The organism is Dyadobacter sp. UC 10, from assembly GCF_008369915.1.
GTDB lineage: Bacteria > Bacteroidota > Bacteroidia > Cytophagales > Spirosomataceae > Dyadobacter.
Genome location: NZ_VSRN01000001.1, coordinates 6,462,604 through 6,481,350 on the forward strand (window position 1 = coordinate 6,462,604; position 18,747 = coordinate 6,481,350).

An 18,747-nucleotide genomic window follows, 5' to 3' on the forward strand; every position below is an offset into this window, starting at 1 on the left:
GCGGTTATGCAGGCTTTATTTCAGTATATTATAAATCCGGGCTAGATCCATTACATTATCGACGCCGAGCTTGCGGAAAATCCTGATGCGGTGGGTGCTGGCAGTCGAGGTATGGATATCGAGCAGCGAAGCGATCTCGGAAATACCTTTGCCGGCAAGCAGCAACTGAACAATTTCACGTTCTCTGAGAGAGAGCTTTTCGGACGTATCTTCGTGGCTTTTTCCGGATTGCATAAACATGCGGAAACTTTCCTCTTTCAGGCTTTCGCTAAGATATAACTTGCTGCGAAAAAGTACCGTTTCCAGCGCTGTCCTGAATTCAGACTCGGGCGCGTCTTTCGAGATATAACCATCCGCACCTGCCTTGACAAACGGAAGCGCATATAGCGTTTCCTCAAAGCCGGACAGCATCAGGATTTTCGTATCCGGCCATCTCCTCTTGAAAGTCTCGACCATTTTTACACTGTTGCCCCCGGGCATGCCTATGTCCATGATCACCAAATGAAAAGACTCCTTTTCAGCTGCAAGGATCGCCTTTTTAAAGCTGTCGGCTTCGGTGATTTTCGCATCGGGAATAAAGCCTACTACAATCTGCCGCGTGCCACCACGCATCAGAGGGTGATCATCGGCGATCAGGATATGTTTCATGACGCGTTGAATTAGTATAGCTGCAATGTAGTTATTTAACTATAATAGTGAGAAAACGGGAAGCGAAATCCTATTCATTTTCATTCAGCATATTGAACTTTTTTGCAAGATCAATGACGTTGGTCACGCCCATTTTACGCAAAATTCTCATGCGGTGCGTACTTACGGTAGATGTATGAAGATTTAGTACAGCGGCTATCTCCGCAACGAACATACCGGAAACGAACATTTGAGCAATTTCTCGTTCCCGCACAGAGAGCTCACCGGAAAATTCGGTCCTTCCCTTTCCGGTCCTCATAAACATCCGGAAACTTTCCTCCCGCAATTCCTCGCTGAGATACACCCGCTGATGGTACAGAATCCCTTCTACCGCTTTTTTGAACTCGGATTCGGGCGCATCCTTCGTGATATAACCGCGGGCGCCTGCTTTAATAAATGCTAATGCGTACAACTTTTCGTCATAATATGACAATATCAGCACCGGTAGTCCGGGCTTTTTCTTATTGAATGTCTCAACCATTTTCACGCTGTTGCCGCCAGGCATCGAAATGTCCAGAATGGCCAGGTCGAAGTCAACGGAATCCGCTGCATGAACTGCTTTTTTGAAGCTATCCACCTCTGTAATGTCCACCTCAGCGATAAAATTATTTAATGCCTGACGTGTTCCTGCTCTCATCAATGGGTGATCGTCAGCAATAAGAATCCTGATCATAATTGGGTCATCTTGTTGTTAGTGCGGAACAAATCTCAAAGTTTAATAAATACTCAGGTGTAGTAATTAAACTATAAGTATCGTGCAGGTACTCTCTTAATTTGATTCGTTTGCTACAATTCCCACCCTAGCAACGAGATAGTTTTGCAACCAGGCTGAAAGACAGACGATAAGAAAGTTTTCTGGAAAAGGCCATGATGCAAAACAAAAATAAGATTAATGATGAAACTGAATTTACATGCTAAACACGCGACCTGGTTGCTGCAGTGGTCATTGGCGTTTGCAACATTACTGTTATCGCAGCATAGCGACTCAATAGCCCAGGGCACCGGCTATATGTATGTCCATCTCAAAACGCTCAATGAAGCGCAGAGTCCGGATGTCTCCTTCTCTGTCAGCGGCCCTGCGGCAGTTGCGGGGTTTACCCTGAATGACATGCCCACACAGATTGAGATCGATGATATGGGTGCATCCCAAAATGGGCGTCTATGGGGTGTCGGAAGAGCAAACGGTACACTTTATTACCGGAACGCCGCTTCATCATTATGGATCCAGACATCTATTACAGATGTCAATCACGTTGACGGGGGGCCGGGAAACAGCGCTTTCTACGTGACTTCAACAGGCACCGTACGCGTTACGGCTGACGGCGTAACTTCCTCTGCCATTTCAGGTTCAATTGCAGCCAGCGATGTAGGAAGCGGCTGGGATAACAGGCCTTATATCGTAACCAGCGCGGGTGCTATCCTGCGGTATGACGGTGCCGGAAATACCAATACCGACTGGACTGCATTTTCAAACTCGTTTGTTTTCGGACGTATAGATGTAGATCCTTCCAGCGGCAAGGTTTACGCAACCAGAAACAGCGGCTCTAACAACTTTTCGTACATGCTCGTCCCCGACGCCACCAACGGGAATACTGCTGCCTCGGTAACTTCAATAGGAAGGGCTGGTCCAAGCGGACTTTCCGCCAGAGATATTGCGGTGAACGACGCGGGAGAAGTGTTTGCTATCATAGCGATCCGTTCAACCGGTGGCTGGTATGTCGCCAGGTGGAATTCAGGCACTACATGGGAGCAGCCGGAAGCAACCTCGTTCGACGCTTTTTGCCTGACAGGCGGAGCTGGTCACGAGATGTGGGCCACTATGATGCTCGACGGTTCCAACAGCATTACACCATCACCTTACTTCAATATCTTTTCAAGAGCCCTGGACGGAAGCACCACCTGGTGGGTCGACGATGAACGTGTGCGTATTACCCCTACCGGGAACTCTATCATGATCCCGGTTACGCCTGGCACCTACAATGTTACGGAAGCCGTACCTTCCGGCTGGGATCTGCAAAAAATTACGATTTACGATCCAAATACCAATTCCAGTTCCGACCTCGACGGTGCCACCGCATCTTTGACCGTGGAAGCGGACCAGGTTGTGCATGTGATTTTCCAGACAGGAGAAGTACATCCATTCCCGATGACAACGGATTGCAGCCAGGCATATCTGGAAACTTTCGGTACCAATTCCGGCGGCACCTACGGTTCTCCTGTAAACGGGCAAACTTCTTACCATCTTTTGCAGAATGCAACACTAGGAGGCGATGGGCATTACAAAATTGTCGCCAAAGTGTCCGATTTCAATAATTGGGGCAATTTCTTTGACCATACATCCGGTGACGGGACCGGGATGATGTACGCCGTTAATGCTTCATATGACAAGAACGAATTCTTCCGCAGAAGGTTTACGGGTATTATTCCCGGTGCAACCTATAACTTTTCAGCATGGATCGCCGATCTGACACCCGGAGCGCCTATTTCTCCGAATGTATCTTTCCAAATCATCGATCCGGTCACCAAGGCTGTCATTGCTGAAACAACAACGGGTGATCTAAACGGAACCATCACCGAATGGTTGCAATACAAGCTGGTTTTCACCGCAACCTCGTCGGAGATCGATCTGCTTTTGGTAAACAACAATGTAGGCGGCAGCGGTAATGACCTGGCCATCGATGATATCAGTTTTTCGCTGTCTCCGCCAACACCGACTATCGTTATCCAAAACAGCAGCTGTACAAATGGCCTTGGTTCAATTAATGTAACGGCTCCCCTGGGCCCTGATTTCGAATACAGCGTCGATGGTACCAACTGGCAAACTGCCCCGCTGTTCAGCGACCTTGCATCTGGCATCTACACGGTTTATGTGCGTTTTACAGGCACCACTAATTGCACAAACAGCACGACTTCGGCCACGGTAAAGCCTTCGATATGCGGAAATGTGTTCCATGATGCCAACGGCCTTACCGACAGTAATGTAAATGGTACCCCGATAGCAGCAACCGGGGCCTCTCAACTGTATGTAAGTTTATACAACGGCACTACGCTGATAGCCACCTTACCGATCAATCCGGACGGAAGCTATGGATTTACGGAAGTCGAACCCAATGCCGCCTATACAGTCGTTTTGGGTACCGATCCTGCTGCAAATACATCGTCCCCATTCCAGGGAACCGGAACCGGTGGATGGGTTGCCACCGGTGAAGATTGCTGCGACAACACCGGTAATGACGGGACACCCGATGGAGTGCTTACCATCAATCTGGGGACGGGAAGTGTGACCAATGCCAATTTTGGGGTGGAGCAATTGCCTGAAAGCGATCCGAAAACAACCAATATCTCCGAGCCGACGATCGGGAAGATCATCACCCTGAATGGCGGCTCAAATCCGCCCGTGCTTTCGGGAAGCGACCCCGAAGACATGCCGACAGGTGGTTTGTTAACGGGAAAATCTGTCATCTTCACAACGGTTCCAACGAATTCAGAGCTGTACTATGACAATGTATTGCTGGTGGACGGCTCGCCGATCAACAATTTCGACCCGTCGAAATTACAGATTAAACTGACCGCTGAGACGCTGGGGGATACCTCTACCCAATTTGAATATGTCTATGTGGACCTGGCAGGCAAACCGGATCCGACTCCGGCCATTTATCAGCTCATCTGGGAAGACCCCATGCCGGTAACCCTGATACGCTTTGACGCAGCAAAATCTGAATCGGCTGTGCAGCTTACCTGGGCTACTTCTTCAGAAACAAATAGCGCTCACTTTGACATCGAGCGCAGCGCCGACGCACGTATTTGGAACGCAATCGGCAAAATATCTGCTGGTGAATTCACCAATACGCTTTCTGAATACAACTTTGCCGATCTGTCTCCCGCGCGGGGCACTAACTACTACCGACTGAAAATGGTTGACATGGACGAGACTTATTCTTACAGCCAGATCCGCTCTGTTTCGTTACAAGGTGCCGCCGTGAGGATATATCCCAATCCCGTATCGGACAGGCTGATTATCGAAGATGCGCAAATGGAGGAAATGCAGCAATTGACCCTGTACAACGTAAGCGGGCAAGCTGTATATACCAAAAAAGATGTTACCAAAAATTCGATAGAAATGTCTGGTCTTCCCAAAGGAGTGTATATACTGACTATCATCTACAAAAGCGGAGTAAAAATGTCCCGTACGGTAGTTAAAAACTAGTTTTTAAAATAGCCGCCGGAGCGCATCATCTTATGTCCTGCTCTCCTGAAAGTCCTCTCTTTATGGCTGGGAAAACGAAGAATCCCGGGCAACTTGATCAACCTTCCGGCACAGACGGAAGGTTGATCTCTTTAACCGGCAGCGAAGCAGCGCATTTCAACCTCTCAACGGAATATGGAATAGTAATTCCGTACCACTTCCCGACGACGCGATTTCCAGCGAGCCGTTCAGTTCCCTGGTCCTGGCTTTGACCGATTCCAATCCAATCCCTTTCGCCTTAAGTTTTAATTTCTGGTCAAAACCCTTGCCGTTATCACTAATTTGTAAAACGGCCGAACCGTCGTCCTCATAAATAAAGAGCTTCACCTTGCTGGCTTTGGCGTGTTTCAGAATGTTGGCTACCGCTTCCTGTATAATCCGTAGTAAATGAATGCGCATTTCGGGTGACATGCCTTCAATGCACTGATCGTCTATTTCGATCTGTTTTTCGTACTGATCATCCGGCAGAGCGAGCCTTACGATATAGGATATACGTTGCGAAAAAGCAATCTTTTCTTCCTCCGAGCTCTTGAAATACCATTCATGGCTTTTTGACCTGGCACTTGTGTAGGCACTTCTGGTCATACCTGCGATCACTGCCAGCTTATCCCTGGTACCAGGATCGTGTTCTTCCAGAATTTTTGTTTCGACGTAGTTTACAACGCTGGCCAGTCTGCCGGCAATATCGTCGTGAAGCTCCAATCCCAATTTTTTTTGGATGACATTGGCATGGGCTTCCAGTTCTGCAATCTGTATCTGCGTGGTTTCGTTCAGTTTCTCAATTTGCCTGCCTGCTTTCTTTTTATTGGCCCTCAGTACCCACAAAAAACCTGCAACTGTCGCTATTAATGCGATAATGATCGCGAAGATGATCACGTTTCGTTTTCCGTTCTGTGCCTGTGAAGCTATCAATGCCTCATACCGCTGCTCGGCAATCACATTTGCGTACATGTTGTTTTGAATGTCGGCCGTCCTGATCGAAACAATGGAGTCAGTGATTTGTGAAGCCCGCAGCACATCCTCATATGCCGCCCCGTATGCCCCGTTAACCGCATTAATTTTCCCTGAATAAAGCCGGAACCGGTTTCCGTCCGCAGTGGCTGTACCTTTTGATGATTGAACTTTGTTTTTATAAAGTCCGAAAAAATAGTTGGCGCTATCTATTTGCTTACGTGCAATATGGTAATCTATCAGTCTTCCCAAAATGGTACTTTCAAACGCACTTTTGTATATAGGGTTACCCACGGTATCGCGGGACATCGTTGCCTGGTAGGCCGCATTCAGGATTCTCCCCTCTTCCTCTTTTCTGGATAATAGCTTGGCGACGTCTGATTCGATGAGGTACAATAATAGCTGGCCATGCACAATCTTACCCGCATCCACGTTCGGTTTGTTCCTCAACACGCGCAGCAGCTTTCTGGCCAGATCCTGCATTTCAAGCGCTTTCGTTGTGTCTTTTCTGGACGCATAAAGTGCCGCAGATTGTTTTAATATGGTAAATGCATTGATACAGGTATTGATATTGACAGTCTGTCTGGAAACCAAAGCTGGTAAGGTCTTCAAAAATGGCGTGATACTATCGATGATGGCCAGCCTTTTTTCATGGTTGGTGTAATCATTTGTTCCGTAAACATACAGCAGCAAGCGCGGCTGGTTCAGCGAGTTCACATAAGGCTTCACTTTCTGTAACTCCTCCTCCATTTTCTGAACATAATATATCGCAAATCCGTCCTGATGAAGCGCACTGGCATGGTTGGCGAGGAATGCATAATACTTGATCCGGAACGGTTGATAATCCTTATTGCTCCACGCCACTTTTTTATAATCGGCCAATCTGTCCTTCAATAACGGATCTTTAAATGAAGATTCCGTCAGGCGCTGTGCTTTCAAAAGGTAAACCGTATCATGAATGGCCCCCGCCCGATGCTGGTCCGCTATATCTTTCCAGTCCTTATCAGTTGGCTTATTGCCCTGACCAAGGCAGGATATGGAAAAGAGCAAACTAACCCATAATCCGAAAAAATTTACATTAAGCCAAATTGTTCTCATACACATATTTGACCAGTTCGGTCGCAGAATGAAGGTTCAGTTTCTTCATGATATTCCTTTTGTGGGTCATGATGGTAATCGGGCTAACGAAAAGCAAATCAGCAACGTCCTTCGTCCTTTTACCGGCGGCGATCAATCGCAATACTTCCAGTTCCTTGTTTGTGAGTGCGGTGTTGTTACCATTAAAAACGTTGTCCGCCAATCTTCCGATGAGGTCGCTGCTAACATATTTCCTTCCGATTTGGGTGTATTCCAAAGCCAGCTTGATCTCGCGCGGGTCGATCGCCTTGCTGAGATAACCATTTGCCCCTGCCGTAAAACAAGCTTTGATGTTGGCTGAATCCATCATACTGCTGATCACGAGGATAATCATGTCTTTATGGCTTTTACGGCAAAAGGTTATAAAGCCCAGAACATCTTGCCCCGGCATGTTCAGGTCCGTAAAAATATAGTCATACCGGCATTTCAGAAGCGCTTCCTTGGCCGGTTCAACAGAGGAAAAGACATCTGCCCGGGATCCCGGAGGCAGCATGCGCAACAGCAATTCACGAAGACCTTCTGCCACCAAAACGTGATCGTCAATCAGCAAAATGTTGGCTTCGGAAGTGTATATGTCCTTGTACATATATAACGGACTCTTGGGTAACGAAACTTAGTAAACGGTTGAGGAATCTACTACAATCATAGTAGACCGGCAAACAATTGTAGTAGAAAATTACTGCTTTAAAGTGATTTCACACGTTCGCCAAATGCCCAACCTTTGCATTGTCGATTAACGGTGTCGTATACAACTGCTAATCAATAGATTAATAACTACAATCGCCTAGTTGAACCGACTATTCGGACAGGTACCGACATCACATATTTTTAAAAATACCAATTGACAGGGAGATCCCCCGCAGTACTTTTCTCCGGCTTATTATTTAACTATGAGGCACTATTTACTTGCACTTTTTTTAATTGCTTCGACCCCGATTTGCTTTGCATTCCATGACGACAACGACCACTATTTTATCCGGAATTACAATGACGAAAGCGGTTTGCCCCAAAATGGCGTCAAGTATGTGATAGCCGACTCGCTGGGTTTTGTCTGGCTTGCAACAGAGGGCGGGTTAGCACGTTTTGACGGCAGGGCATTTAAGGTGTATTCTAAATTTCAGCTCTGTTTAAAAAGCGTGCGGTTTGTCAATTTCACTAACAATACGCCCGACGGCAGCTTGTATGCCATCGCGGAATTTGAAAAAACGATTAGGATTAAAAACGGTGAAGCATTCCGTGATACATTATCGGGCCTTCCTTATATGGACCTGGTCAATTTAGGTCCGTGGAGCAAGGCCCGAATCCCGATCCCACCCCGGGAAGAGATTTTTTCGACCGGTTCCAAAGGATACAGGATCATATCTGCCGGCAGGGGCCGCTATTACGTCTATTATAATCAGTGTGTTGTGCTGATCGACTCCGGCAAAGTGCAGTTCAGTGTCAATATCAAAGACCCGGTATCAACTGAGGTCCCTCAACTCCAATGGAGCCACCAAAGCAATGGTAAGTTAGCGGGAAAGGGATATAACATTGATAATTGCATTACGGTGGGTGGCAGGTTATTCTTTCAAAAAAATGACCTGGGCAGCAGTTTTACTAATATACAACCACAAAAGGACGGGGAATTTCAGATCGTCGATTTACAGGGTGATATAACAAAGAACCCCGTATTCAGGTCCGGTAAGGATAAAGTGCGTGTCCTCCGAAACTTCGCTAATAATCAATTCTTCGCTTATCTAAACAGTCATCTCTACCTGATCACCTGGAATGATGGCGCTTTGATGACACGGCTCTTGCTGAAAGACTTCGACTTTGACAAAAACTATATCAGAAGCGCCTATCTGAACGAATCTGATGGTACCATATTCCTGGGGAGCCTTGCGAAGGGCTTGTTCGTACTGACGCAAAAATCGTTTGGAACGATGACGGTACCAGGTGAAGAAAGCGATAATATCTTCTATGCACAAGCGCCTTACGGTTCGTCATCTATCATTACACCACAAGGCTTTGTGTTGACCCCTCATCAAAAAGCGGTTGAGATATTGCAGATACAGGATGATAATTTTACCAATAAATATACCCTGCTGCGGGACCGGAAACAAAACTTGTGGATCAGTCGCGAGCGCTCCGTTTACCAATACAGCCCGGATGCAAAAAAAATACGGGGAATCTGGGGAATGTCGGAGCAGCCAGTCAAGCTGTACGAGGATTTAACAGGGGGGATCTGGTGTGGCGGCGGCCACGGTACCATCAGCTACCTGCACGACCAGGGCAAGTCGAAGGTTGTTCAAAACGTCACTAAGATCCCCCATACCACAATTACCTGGTTTCACCAGGACCGGGTGGGCCACTTATGGATAGGTACGTCGAAAGGTTTATACGAGCTCGATACCAAATCAAAAGTGCTAAAGCAAATAAAGGCATTACAGGATGCCCATATTCGAAGCCTCTATCAAAGCGACGCCAATCACCTGTGGATCACGGCTTACGGTAACGGAATGTTCCTGCTCGAAAACGGCGTGCTGACCAAGTTGCCAGGTGGCCGCAGCCAGTATCTGGATTACGCGCACTGCATTATAGAGGACCGCGCCGGAAATTTTTGGATTACCACTAACAAAGGACTTTTCCGGGCCCGTAAAAAAGACCTGCTGGATTACGCCCATCACTATCTTGAAGACGTTTTTTACCTGTATTATGATAAACCCCACGGCTTTCAGACCAACGAGTTCAATGGTGGCTGCCAACCTTGCGGGATCAAGGTCGGGGCGGGATTAATTTCGTTTCCCTCGCTGTCGGGCTTTGTCTGGTTCAATCCGGAATCAGTTGTAAATGCCGCACTTGATCATCCATTCATATTCGAAGCGTTCAATGTGGACGGGATACGCGTTCTGGTGCAGGATTCCATCACCCTGCCTCATAATTTCAGTCTCTTCGCCCTGTCGGTGGCAACTCCCTATTTCGGAGCTAAGGATAATCTTCGTTTCCAATACAAAATACAACCCGTCGATGCACCTGAGGGAGAATGGCTTTTCACCGATACAAACCTTGGGATAACCATCTTTAACCAACCTTCCGACGACTACATACTGACGGTCAGAAAAATGACCGAATCTGGTAACCGAAGCGTCGAGAAAAAATTATTTATACGGGTCGCCAAACCCTGGTTCCTGCATTGGAGCGGCATTCTGCTCGTAATGTTTGCCCTCGCCGGAATCATCCTTATTGCAGTACGATGGCGTACTTCCTATCTGCGCAGAAAAAACAAGGTTCTGTGGCAAAAAGTGGCGGACCGTACATTGGAACTGTCGGAGGCATTGGACGGCCTGAAGAAGTCAGAGCGCAACCTGAACAGGCAGCTGCAACTTCAATCGATCATCAACGGGGCGATCAGCCACGATATACGGTCCCCTCTGAAATATTTGTCTTCCAATATAAGAAACATACTCACGAAGACCGAAAGTGAGTTCCCCAACTTTCCGTACCTCCATATCGGAAATCTAATTCACCAGTCCGCGGACCAGGTACTTGTCATGACTGAGGATTTACTGAAATTCATCAAACTCATTAGAGAGGACAAAGAAATCCTCACCGAAGCATTATCCCCCAGAGAAATTCTGGAAGCGAAATCTGATCTGTTTGCCGGTATTGCCGAAACAAATTTAACCACGATTGAAGTCGTTGCCGATCCGGATATCCTGGTCAATGGCAACCGCCAGATGCTGGAAATCATTATTCATAATCTGCTGGATAATGCCGTGAAATCAACCTATGAGGACTCGATTGTAATGTCTGCCGAAAGAAGAGGGGAAAATGTCATCATTTCGGTTTCCGATACAGGAAGCGGAATGCCGCAGGAAATTGCCGACTGGTTCAACATCACTTCCGGGGCCGAGGAAGAACTTCATAGCCATGATTCTCCGGGTTCAGGTTTCGGCCTGGTCGTCGTAAAGGAGATCGCCCGAATGCTCGGTATCAGAATCAGGGTACAAACTTCTGAAACCGGTACCAGCGTGAAGCTTTTGCTGTCCCAATTTAAACAACAACAAAACCTCGACCATGCGGATGTTCAGCACAGATAGAGACATGCTGACGATCGGCATCATCGATCCATTCCCGATTATGCTGACAGGCTTATCGATGTTAATTACCTCTCAATACAAAGGGGCCAGGTTTTTAACAGCCCGGACCCTTGTAAAATTTAAAAGAAACCAACCACCGGAAGAACCATTTATCATTATTCTCAGTGTGAGTAATAGTATCCTGAATAACCGCCTCAACTCAGTAAAAACCTGCAAAGAAGCGTTTCCTGCATCGAAGATCATCGTATACGATTATACATCCTGCCATGAAGACTGCGCGAGCTACTTCATGGCAGGTGCCGATGGCTATCTCGGCGGGCAGGATGACAAACAAAGATTAATTGCCTGCATCGAATCAATCATCGCACGATCACGATTTTCGAAGTCCGTACCGTCCCGCCTTTGAAAGTAATAGCGACAATGTAAGTTCCGGCAGCAAGGTTTCTTACGTCTATCGTACCATTCACCAACTTATTCGCCGAATAAGCATACCTGCCATCCATTGTAATAAGACTCACGCCAGTCACATCATTGGTACCTTCGCCCAGAAAGCTGACGACTATTTTATCTGAGGCAGGATTTGGATAAAGTGATGCCACTGCGAAGCTGACACGCTCGATCCTGCTGTATGTAAAAGTCCCGTCCAGATCTACCATTTTCAGGCGGTACAGATTTTCGCCGGGGAAAGGGGAAGTGTGGGTGTAACTGTAATCGACGATGTCCTTACTTTCACCTTTTGAATCCACACTTGCTATTACATCCCACGTCTTAGCATCGGCGCTATGCTGTATGTCAAACTTCTGACTATTAGTCTCCGCGGTGGTTGTCCAGTTAAGCAAAGCAGCGTGGCTTTCGCTCTCTTTAACGGTGAATCTTGAAAGCACGACCGGAAGGGATGACTCAGTAGACACCAAATACGTAGCCGGGAGCGAAGGGATACCGGCAGCATCCACAAGCTGGTAGGTAAATTCAAGTGGACTGGTGGAATTTCCTGATCCGATTGCACCATAAATGACCATTTTTGCGGGATCAAAATTCGGGATTACACCGGTAGAAGTTCCTGGAATTACCTCCTGAACACCTATTGCGCCACCAAAATCATAGTACAGTTTTGTATTGGCCGTATTAATTGATTCAATTATAAAAGTGGATCCGGTGCTGCATGAAGCCGCCGCAGCACAATCCTCAGGGTCGCTTCCACTCAATGGCAGTAATGCCGGATCACTCATTGCCACAGCCACATAATCAGTTACCGGAGGAAATCCTGACGGCGGCATTGAACTGAAAGTGGAATTAGGGAGATTCGAAATAGTCTTATCATCGGCAGTCGGCGTTTGCTCGATTCCGAAGTTCGCGCTGCTGACGTCGGTAGTCGAGGTTGTCAGTGCGATGACCCCGGTCTTGTTGCCCGGATCGGCCGTACCACCAAGGTTCACCCCTGTATTCTCCCATCCGTCGGGAAGATCCGAGGCCGTGAGGATAGTGCCGTTGGTTTGGCCGGTTTCCGTCAGGACAATCGAGTATGCTGTATTTGGCGACACATTTGAAAAGCTGTAGGCACCCGTTGCAGCGTCTACCGGCACCGAAGCGACCACTGCCCCGGAAGCATCCGTTAAATTGGCAAATAACCCTCCTCCATTTGTAAAAGGCTCCGAACCATCCTTCGTTGCCTCTCCATTGGCATCATTCCATACATTACCACTTACCGATACAAGTGCATCTGAGAAAGGAACTGTGATGCTGCCCGGGGTCGGATCCTGCGCTCCCCCATTATCAACAGCAGCAATTGGTAGCACCACAGTGACTGCTCCATCTACCGGATCAACACCTACGGACACGGTCGGTGCACCGGAAGCATCCGTTGGAATTCCATTCGGGTATACCAGGTTGATAGCTGCCAGACTTGTGAAGGAAACCCCATCGATCACGATGCTTGTAGCATTTGCAGGAAATGAAGTGATCCTGATATAGTTCACTACTCCCGGCGCTGCGTCACCTGTATTTGGGTCGGCAGTTGTGCTTATTGTGAAGGCAGTTGCAGGAATAGCTACTGCCACGCTGCCTCCCGGGTTTGGCTGGGCAGGTATAGAACTGACAGCGGTTTGAGGTGGCTGCTGGATGCCGATGTTGCCGTTTGGTTTGTCGGTGTTGGTATTGGCATTTAAAATTGTATAGGCGCTTACGATCCCATCGGCTGTACCATCCGGGATTGTTCCTGTACCATTGGACGATTCTCCGGTATTTACGTAGGTGGATGGTAAATTCAACAATCGTACCGTATAGGTTCCGGTCCCGATATGCGAAATGCTATATGTACCGTCGGCATTTACATTTGTTGTCGTACCAGCGACGATGTTCCCGGATCCATCGTACAAAGCAACCTGCAAGCCGGCTACGCTTGCTGTGTTAATGGGGCTACCGTTGACCAGGTTGTCTGTTAAAGCATTGGCATCGTCTAAAATAGTCCCTGAGTAAATAATAGGGCATGACAACAATGAAGCGGTAAATACATTATAGTCATCTGAAAAAGTACGCGGATCAATTGCATTTGCATTCGGCACAAATACTACGGTAAATGATCCTGAATTGGGAATTGTTGTCGGCAATCTTAAGCTGAGTGTATGGACGAAACCGGCCCCTCCGTTGGCGTTGATATCGTAGTTGTATGAGGCATTAGAGCCATTTGTGGAATTTACAGCGCCGTTAAAAAAAGCTACTGTACCTGCACCGGTTGTTGCCGTTCCATTTGAAGTGGAAATAGTTGCATATAAAACGCCGGCATAACTAATCCTCAGATCAGATTGGTTGCCATCATAAGGAAAAGAAAGCGAGTTCCCGTTAAAAGCGGAGAAGGTCATACTAAATGTTGCGCCAGTACCCTTCAGGTTCACGTTTGAAACCGCTTGCGTAAATGTCTGTGTATTGGTGTTATCACTGAAATAAATGCTGCCAGGACCTCTATCAATGTTGCCTGCCCCACTACCTTGCCAGTTATTCTGACTATATCCGGCTATTGGAACGGTCCCTCCCGTTCCCGTGGAAGGCCTTGCAAATGTGGTGGTTTGAAAGCGCTCAACAGTCGCACAGGTTTGTGCATTTGCATTGGTAACGAAGTAGCCGAATGCAATTAATACAGGAAACAAATTCCTGCCTGGCTGCCTTCTAGCCAGCATTTTTATACAGTAGCCCAGGGTGCTCCCGGTCAACGTCGAAAAGAGCCGCGCTACATAGCTTGCTCGTCTGAAATGTAAACGTAAGTCCATATTTTGTTATTTATGTTTTCATGAAAGCTTATAACACAGATGACCCTCTATTCCATCTTTCATCAGGGCAAAACTAGGACAGCAGGAAAGAGAGATTTGTCAGGAAAAGGAGAAGAATAATTAGTATTTGCACTATCGATGTCGCTATATTACTACAATCCGGCAAGGGCCTATTCCTGCAATCCACAGATAACGAAGCAGGCCTCCTATGTTATCGGAGGCCTGCCAGTCGAATTGATTGATGAAAAATAGCAAGCCGACGGGGGATGCGTCTACTGATCCCAGATTACCTGTATAAAATGACTTTCAATGACTTTTTGGCACCACCGGCATGCTCAATCCAAACAGTATGAATTCCCCCGGACAAGCCTTTGACATTGATTCCGGAAGAAGGAACTGAATCCCCTGTATACACTAACTGCCCCTTCGCATTGAAAATCGAAATTTTCTTAACCCTGGCGGCTTCCGGATCCTTTATATAGAAAACCCCGGACGCCGGATTGGGATAAACTGTCAGTCCGCTGTTTTCGATGAATACCGACCGGATCACGCTCAGCGCAAATGTACCATCCCTGTCAACCATTTTGAGCCGGTACAAATTTTCGCCGGCATTCGGGTTTATGTCTGTAAAAAGGTAATTTTTCACGGATTCTGATTCGTCGTTCTGACTAGTCACTGTACCAATTACATTCCAGGCTTTCCCGTCTATACTACGCTCTATTTCATACCTGTCGCTGTTAGTTTCCGAAGCTGTCCGCCATTCAACTACAACTGCATTCTCCTCCTTTTTAGCATGAAATGATACCAATTTTACCGGCAGTTGGGCGCAGTGGGAGGCGGTCACGCGCTCCGTCGTAGTTCCAGAACAGCCATTTGCATCCGAAACAGTGACCTGGTAGTCGCCAGGCCGATCGATTACCGGATTCCCTGTATTTGCTCCCGACACAATGTTGCCACCGTTCAATGCCAACCAATTATACGTTTCATTTCCCGAAGAGCCGGATGTGGTTACAGATAATGATACCGGATTTCCACACGTAACTGAAATGTCGGGTACGAGCGGTGCGCGGACCGTAATGGTCACTGGACGGGGATCTGAGAGTAACGTGCAGCCTGCCCACCTTTCCCGAACGTAAAAAGTTGTGGTAGTAGTTACAAATGGCGTCGTAAACGTACTCGTATAAGGAATTCCGGTACGATTGTCATCCGTTTGCAAGACTGTTGTGCCATCGGGACCGTACCAAATGACATCGATTGGCGTCGAACCCAGTGCGTTATACGTTCCCGTGAAAGTAGCGCTTCCTCCCGGAGAACAAACTGCCTGGTTAGCACTCACCACAACCGGGCCATTTTTGACCGACACGTCATAGATAAACGTGCGCTTATTGAGAGCAACACCGATTCCAAGATAGGAAATCCGCACGGAACGCGCGCCCGAGAGACTGGTTACCGGTATTGCGATCCTGGCCAACGAATTGGCGCCCGCAGTAATGATAAAAGAAAGATTTGCAGCCGTTACGGGTGTACTCGCCGAACCGGTACCGTTGAGTCCGGAATAGGGAGTGAAAGTAGTCCCGCCTAATGATCCCCAGTCAAGTATATTCGCGGTAGGCACGCCAAAAAGGACAATAATGGAATCGCCTGGATTCGCTGAATCATCAAAATTCACATTCAATGTGGCGACCCCGACACCGTTGACAGTCAAGGTCGCTGCGGTAGTCGCGTCACCGTCATTTTGGTCGTAAGCGGCGGCGGGATTCGTAATGGAAGAGAGCAGTGGAATGGTGGTGGTAGTGTTTCCTGTTGCCTGAATGCATTGCCCTGCTAGGTCCAGGGTTAGCAGTAAAAAAAAGAAGAGTGACAATTGAATTTTGGAGATCTTTCCCATGTTCGTTTGCGATAAAATGTAACAAATTTTATCACAAACCTATCCTGCCTGTAACTTCACCTCTATAATATCTGATCGATATTAACAAGTATATGAATGACCCTTGTAGTTGAATTACGAAGCCGGATCACAGGCGGCTACGACACAGATTTACTCACTGTTCCGGAAGCGAAACCGTGACGTGCCACATATCTCCCGAGTTAGTCACCTCGTCGCTACCCCAAATCCCGGGGCCTCCATCCGAGCGCCTTGTAGCAAATGGTTGAACGGAATCAAATCGCCCTGCAAGTAACTGGCTTGCAGGGCGATTTGATGAAGGGTATATCAGGATCGGTGTTAGCGAGATTGAACGTGCAGTTATGCAGCAACTACGACGTCGGGAACTGGCTTTCGTCCATGTAAGCAAACTCCCACTGATGACCGTCCAGATCGGCAAAGCTGTGCTGATACATCCAGCCATGGTCTGCCGGCTCATTGTAAATAGTAGCGCCCAATTCTTTCGCCTTCGCTATGATCTGCTGCACTTCGTCCCGGGAACTGGCGTCAAGCGCGATTAGCACTTCGGTTTTTTCGTGTGCATTGGAAATCGGTTTTTTAGTAAAAGTCCCAAAATACGGTTCTACCAACATCATCGCATAAATAGCGTCGCTGATCACCATGCAGGCGGCATTTTCGTCCGAGAATTGCGGATTAAACGTAAAACCAAGGCCTTCGAAGAATGCTTTTGACCTGTTGAGGTCACTCACCGGAAGATTGACAAAAATTTTAGTCGCCATTTGTTTTTTCTTTTAAGTGGTTATTGAATAAATATCATTGCAAAGAAAAGCTCCCCTGCTGAGTTCGGGCTGGTTAAAAGCTTGGGTATACTGGTGAATTCTATTTCTCCCCGCGTTTCCTGAAAGCCAGAGGCGACATTCCTTCGTGCTTTTTAAAGAAATTGCCAAAATTGGCAGGGTCCGAAAAGCCAAGTTGGTATGCTATTTCAGCGATATCGATATGGGTGTACAGCAACAATGATTTTGCTTCGGTCAACAACCGGGCGGCTATATAAGAAAGCGCATTTTTGCCCGAAACGGCCTTGACAGATTGAGAAAGATGATTCGGGGTCACCGAGAGCAGGTCGGCATATTCCTTTACTGTTCTTTTGTCGATATAGTGGTTGTTCACTAATTGAAGGTATTTATTCAAAAGCAATTGCTGGGGCGTTGCAAACCGTGCTATTTTCCTTCTTTCTGCCACAAATGCCTTCATGTAATAAAGCAATGCAAGTAGCCTTGCCCGGGCTTCCATATGTGATTCAACGCCGGATCGGTCATAGGCCGTAAGTACGTCTTCGAAATGCGGCGCCAGCTCCTGAAAGGTCGCCTGGTCCAGTTTGAAGAGGTTGGTGTATAACCGGTTGAAGAAAGGAAATTCTTCATGAAAATCAGGCTTGAAAAACGAAAAGCACTCAGCTTTAAAATAGATTACATATCCTTCCAATGTTTCATCGTGAGAAAAACTATATACCAAATCGGGAGAATGGAAAACCAGGTACGACTCCGGATTCATAATTGTTTTGTCGCCATAATTGATTTGTGCGTTGCCCGAATTGACAAAGAGCGCAAAAAAATAAAATGACCTTTTGAAAGGAGGCTTGTAAATCTCTGCCGGGTGTTCCAGTTTTCTCAGCCTTAAACAATAGAAGAGCGGATTGGTTGTTCGCCCGGTCGACGGGATCGATTCCAGAAAGGCATTGATGTCTGTGTAATAAGGAATTGCTATTTTCTCTTTATCCATCGGAATCACATTCAGGTATCCTGATCACTTTGATGCTTCTGCTCCTGGAATTCCAAATATAGTACACAATCGGGAAGCGAAAGGAAAATGCAAACCTAATTGCGCCTATCTTAGTGCTGAGATGCATACCTATCAATAACAATTTATCACATGAGTACAAATGCAAATGCTGCCGCACCGGCAGTACCGATTTCAAAAGCTTTGGTATCCAACGGGTTCCTGTTCATTTCCGGTCAGATCGGCTCCGCCGGTGGACAGCTGGTGACTACGTCCTTCCAGGACGAGGTCAGGCAGGTGTTTACGAATATCGAAACGATACTCCATGAGCACAGTCTGACTTTCAGCCACATTGTCAGCGTCACGGTATATCTGACCGATATGAGGTATTTCGACGAACTGAATGCAGTGTACCAGGCCTATTTCACCGACCGCTATCCAACCCGCACCTGTATAGCCGTAGCAGGTTTGCCAAAGCAAGCGAGGGTCGAGTTAACTACGATTGCGAGTTTAGAGCTAAAAGCCAGCTAGAAGAAAAGCAAGCCAGTTTGATGAAAAATCAAACAATAAAAGGAAAGGGCAACCAGCCCAGCAAGTTGCCCTTTCCTTATTACCTACGCGGGTCGCCCTACGCGGGTCGCCCTACGCGGGTCGCCCTTTAATCCCCTTCCTCTGAACTTTGCGGCCATAGGCCAGGTGGAGTGAGTCTTGCTACTGATT

12 protein-coding genes are annotated in these 18,747 nt (G+C 47.3%); 4 read left to right on the forward strand and 8 right to left on the reverse strand.

What is annotated here, in order from left to right:
• Positions 1 to 15 precede the first annotated feature (15 nt).
• Positions 16 to 648: a response regulator transcription factor gene (locus FXO21_RS26655; protein ID WP_149642944.1), complete on the reverse strand. Its 633-nt coding sequence runs from the start codon at positions 646 to 648 to the stop codon at positions 16 to 18.
• A 70-nt stretch (positions 649 to 718) separates the two neighbouring features.
• Positions 719 to 1,360 carry a response regulator transcription factor gene (locus tag FXO21_RS26660; protein WP_149642945.1) on the reverse strand — a complete coding sequence of 214 codons (642 nt, stop codon included), beginning with the start codon at positions 1,358 to 1,360 and terminating at the stop codon, positions 719 to 721.
• 219 nt (positions 1,361 to 1,579) lie between these two features.
• On the opposite strand from FXO21_RS26660, the gene FXO21_RS26665 reads away from it, so the two are divergent.
• Entirely contained in the window at positions 1,580 to 4,894 is a 3,315-nt protein-coding gene (locus FXO21_RS26665; protein WP_149642946.1) for a T9SS type A sorting domain-containing protein, read from the forward strand.
• 156 nt (positions 4,895 to 5,050) lie between these two features.
• Here the strand turns inward: FXO21_RS26665 and FXO21_RS26670 are convergent, their stop codons facing one another.
• Both FXO21_RS26670 and FXO21_RS26675 read right to left on the reverse strand, forming a co-directional pair.
• Positions 5,051 to 6,982 (reverse strand): sensor histidine kinase, encoded by a 1,932-nt coding sequence (locus FXO21_RS26670; RefSeq protein WP_192579336.1) that lies wholly within the window; start codon positions 6,980 to 6,982, stop codon positions 5,051 to 5,053.
• Positions 6,963 to 7,607, reverse strand: coding sequence for a LuxR C-terminal-related transcriptional regulator (locus tag FXO21_RS26675; RefSeq protein ID WP_149642948.1), 645 nt, complete (start codon positions 7,605 to 7,607; stop codon positions 6,963 to 6,965). Before FXO21_RS26675 ends, FXO21_RS26670 begins: the two co-directional genes overlap by 20 nt.
• 304 nt (positions 7,608 to 7,911) lie before the next feature.
• Between FXO21_RS26675 and FXO21_RS26680 the strand changes: the two genes are divergently transcribed.
• Both FXO21_RS26680 and FXO21_RS26685 read left to right on the forward strand, forming a co-directional pair.
• On the forward strand, positions 7,912 to 11,100 hold the full coding sequence (locus tag FXO21_RS26680; RefSeq protein WP_149642949.1) for a sensor histidine kinase: 3,189 nt from the start codon (positions 7,912 to 7,914) through the stop codon (positions 11,098 to 11,100).
• A complete protein-coding gene (locus FXO21_RS26685) occupies positions 11,084 to 11,506 on the forward strand; it encodes a response regulator (RefSeq protein WP_149642950.1) in 423 nt (140 codons plus the stop codon). Before FXO21_RS26680 ends, FXO21_RS26685 begins: the two co-directional genes overlap by 17 nt.
• Here the strand turns inward: FXO21_RS26685 and FXO21_RS26690 are convergent.
• From FXO21_RS26690 to FXO21_RS26710, 4 genes are all read right to left on the reverse strand, one after another.
• Positions 11,460 to 14,363 (reverse strand): T9SS type A sorting domain-containing protein, encoded by a 2,904-nt coding sequence (locus FXO21_RS26690; RefSeq protein WP_149642951.1) that lies wholly within the window; start codon positions 14,361 to 14,363, stop codon positions 11,460 to 11,462. The genes FXO21_RS26685 and FXO21_RS26690 overlap by 47 nt on opposite strands.
• Before the next feature lie 286 nt (positions 14,364 to 14,649).
• Positions 14,650 to 16,251 carry a T9SS type A sorting domain-containing protein gene (locus FXO21_RS26695; RefSeq protein ID WP_149642952.1) on the reverse strand — a complete coding sequence of 534 codons (1,602 nt, stop codon included), beginning with the start codon at positions 16,249 to 16,251 and terminating at the stop codon, positions 14,650 to 14,652.
• Between the two features lie 368 nt (positions 16,252 to 16,619).
• Positions 16,620 to 17,027 (reverse strand): VOC family protein, encoded by a 408-nt coding sequence (locus FXO21_RS26705; RefSeq protein WP_149642954.1) that lies wholly within the window; start codon positions 17,025 to 17,027, stop codon positions 16,620 to 16,622.
• Between the two features lie 100 nt (positions 17,028 to 17,127).
• Positions 17,128 to 18,030: a helix-turn-helix domain-containing protein gene (locus tag FXO21_RS26710; RefSeq protein ID WP_149642955.1), complete on the reverse strand. Its 903-nt coding sequence runs from the start codon at positions 18,028 to 18,030 to the stop codon at positions 17,128 to 17,130.
• Between the two features lie 150 nt (positions 18,031 to 18,180).
• On the opposite strand from FXO21_RS26710, the gene FXO21_RS26715 reads away from it, so the two are divergent.
• Positions 18,181 to 18,558, forward strand: a complete 378-nt coding sequence (locus FXO21_RS26715) for a RidA family protein (RefSeq protein ID WP_149642956.1) — start codon at positions 18,181 to 18,183, stop codon at positions 18,556 to 18,558.
• Positions 18,559 to 18,747 lie beyond the last annotated feature (189 nt).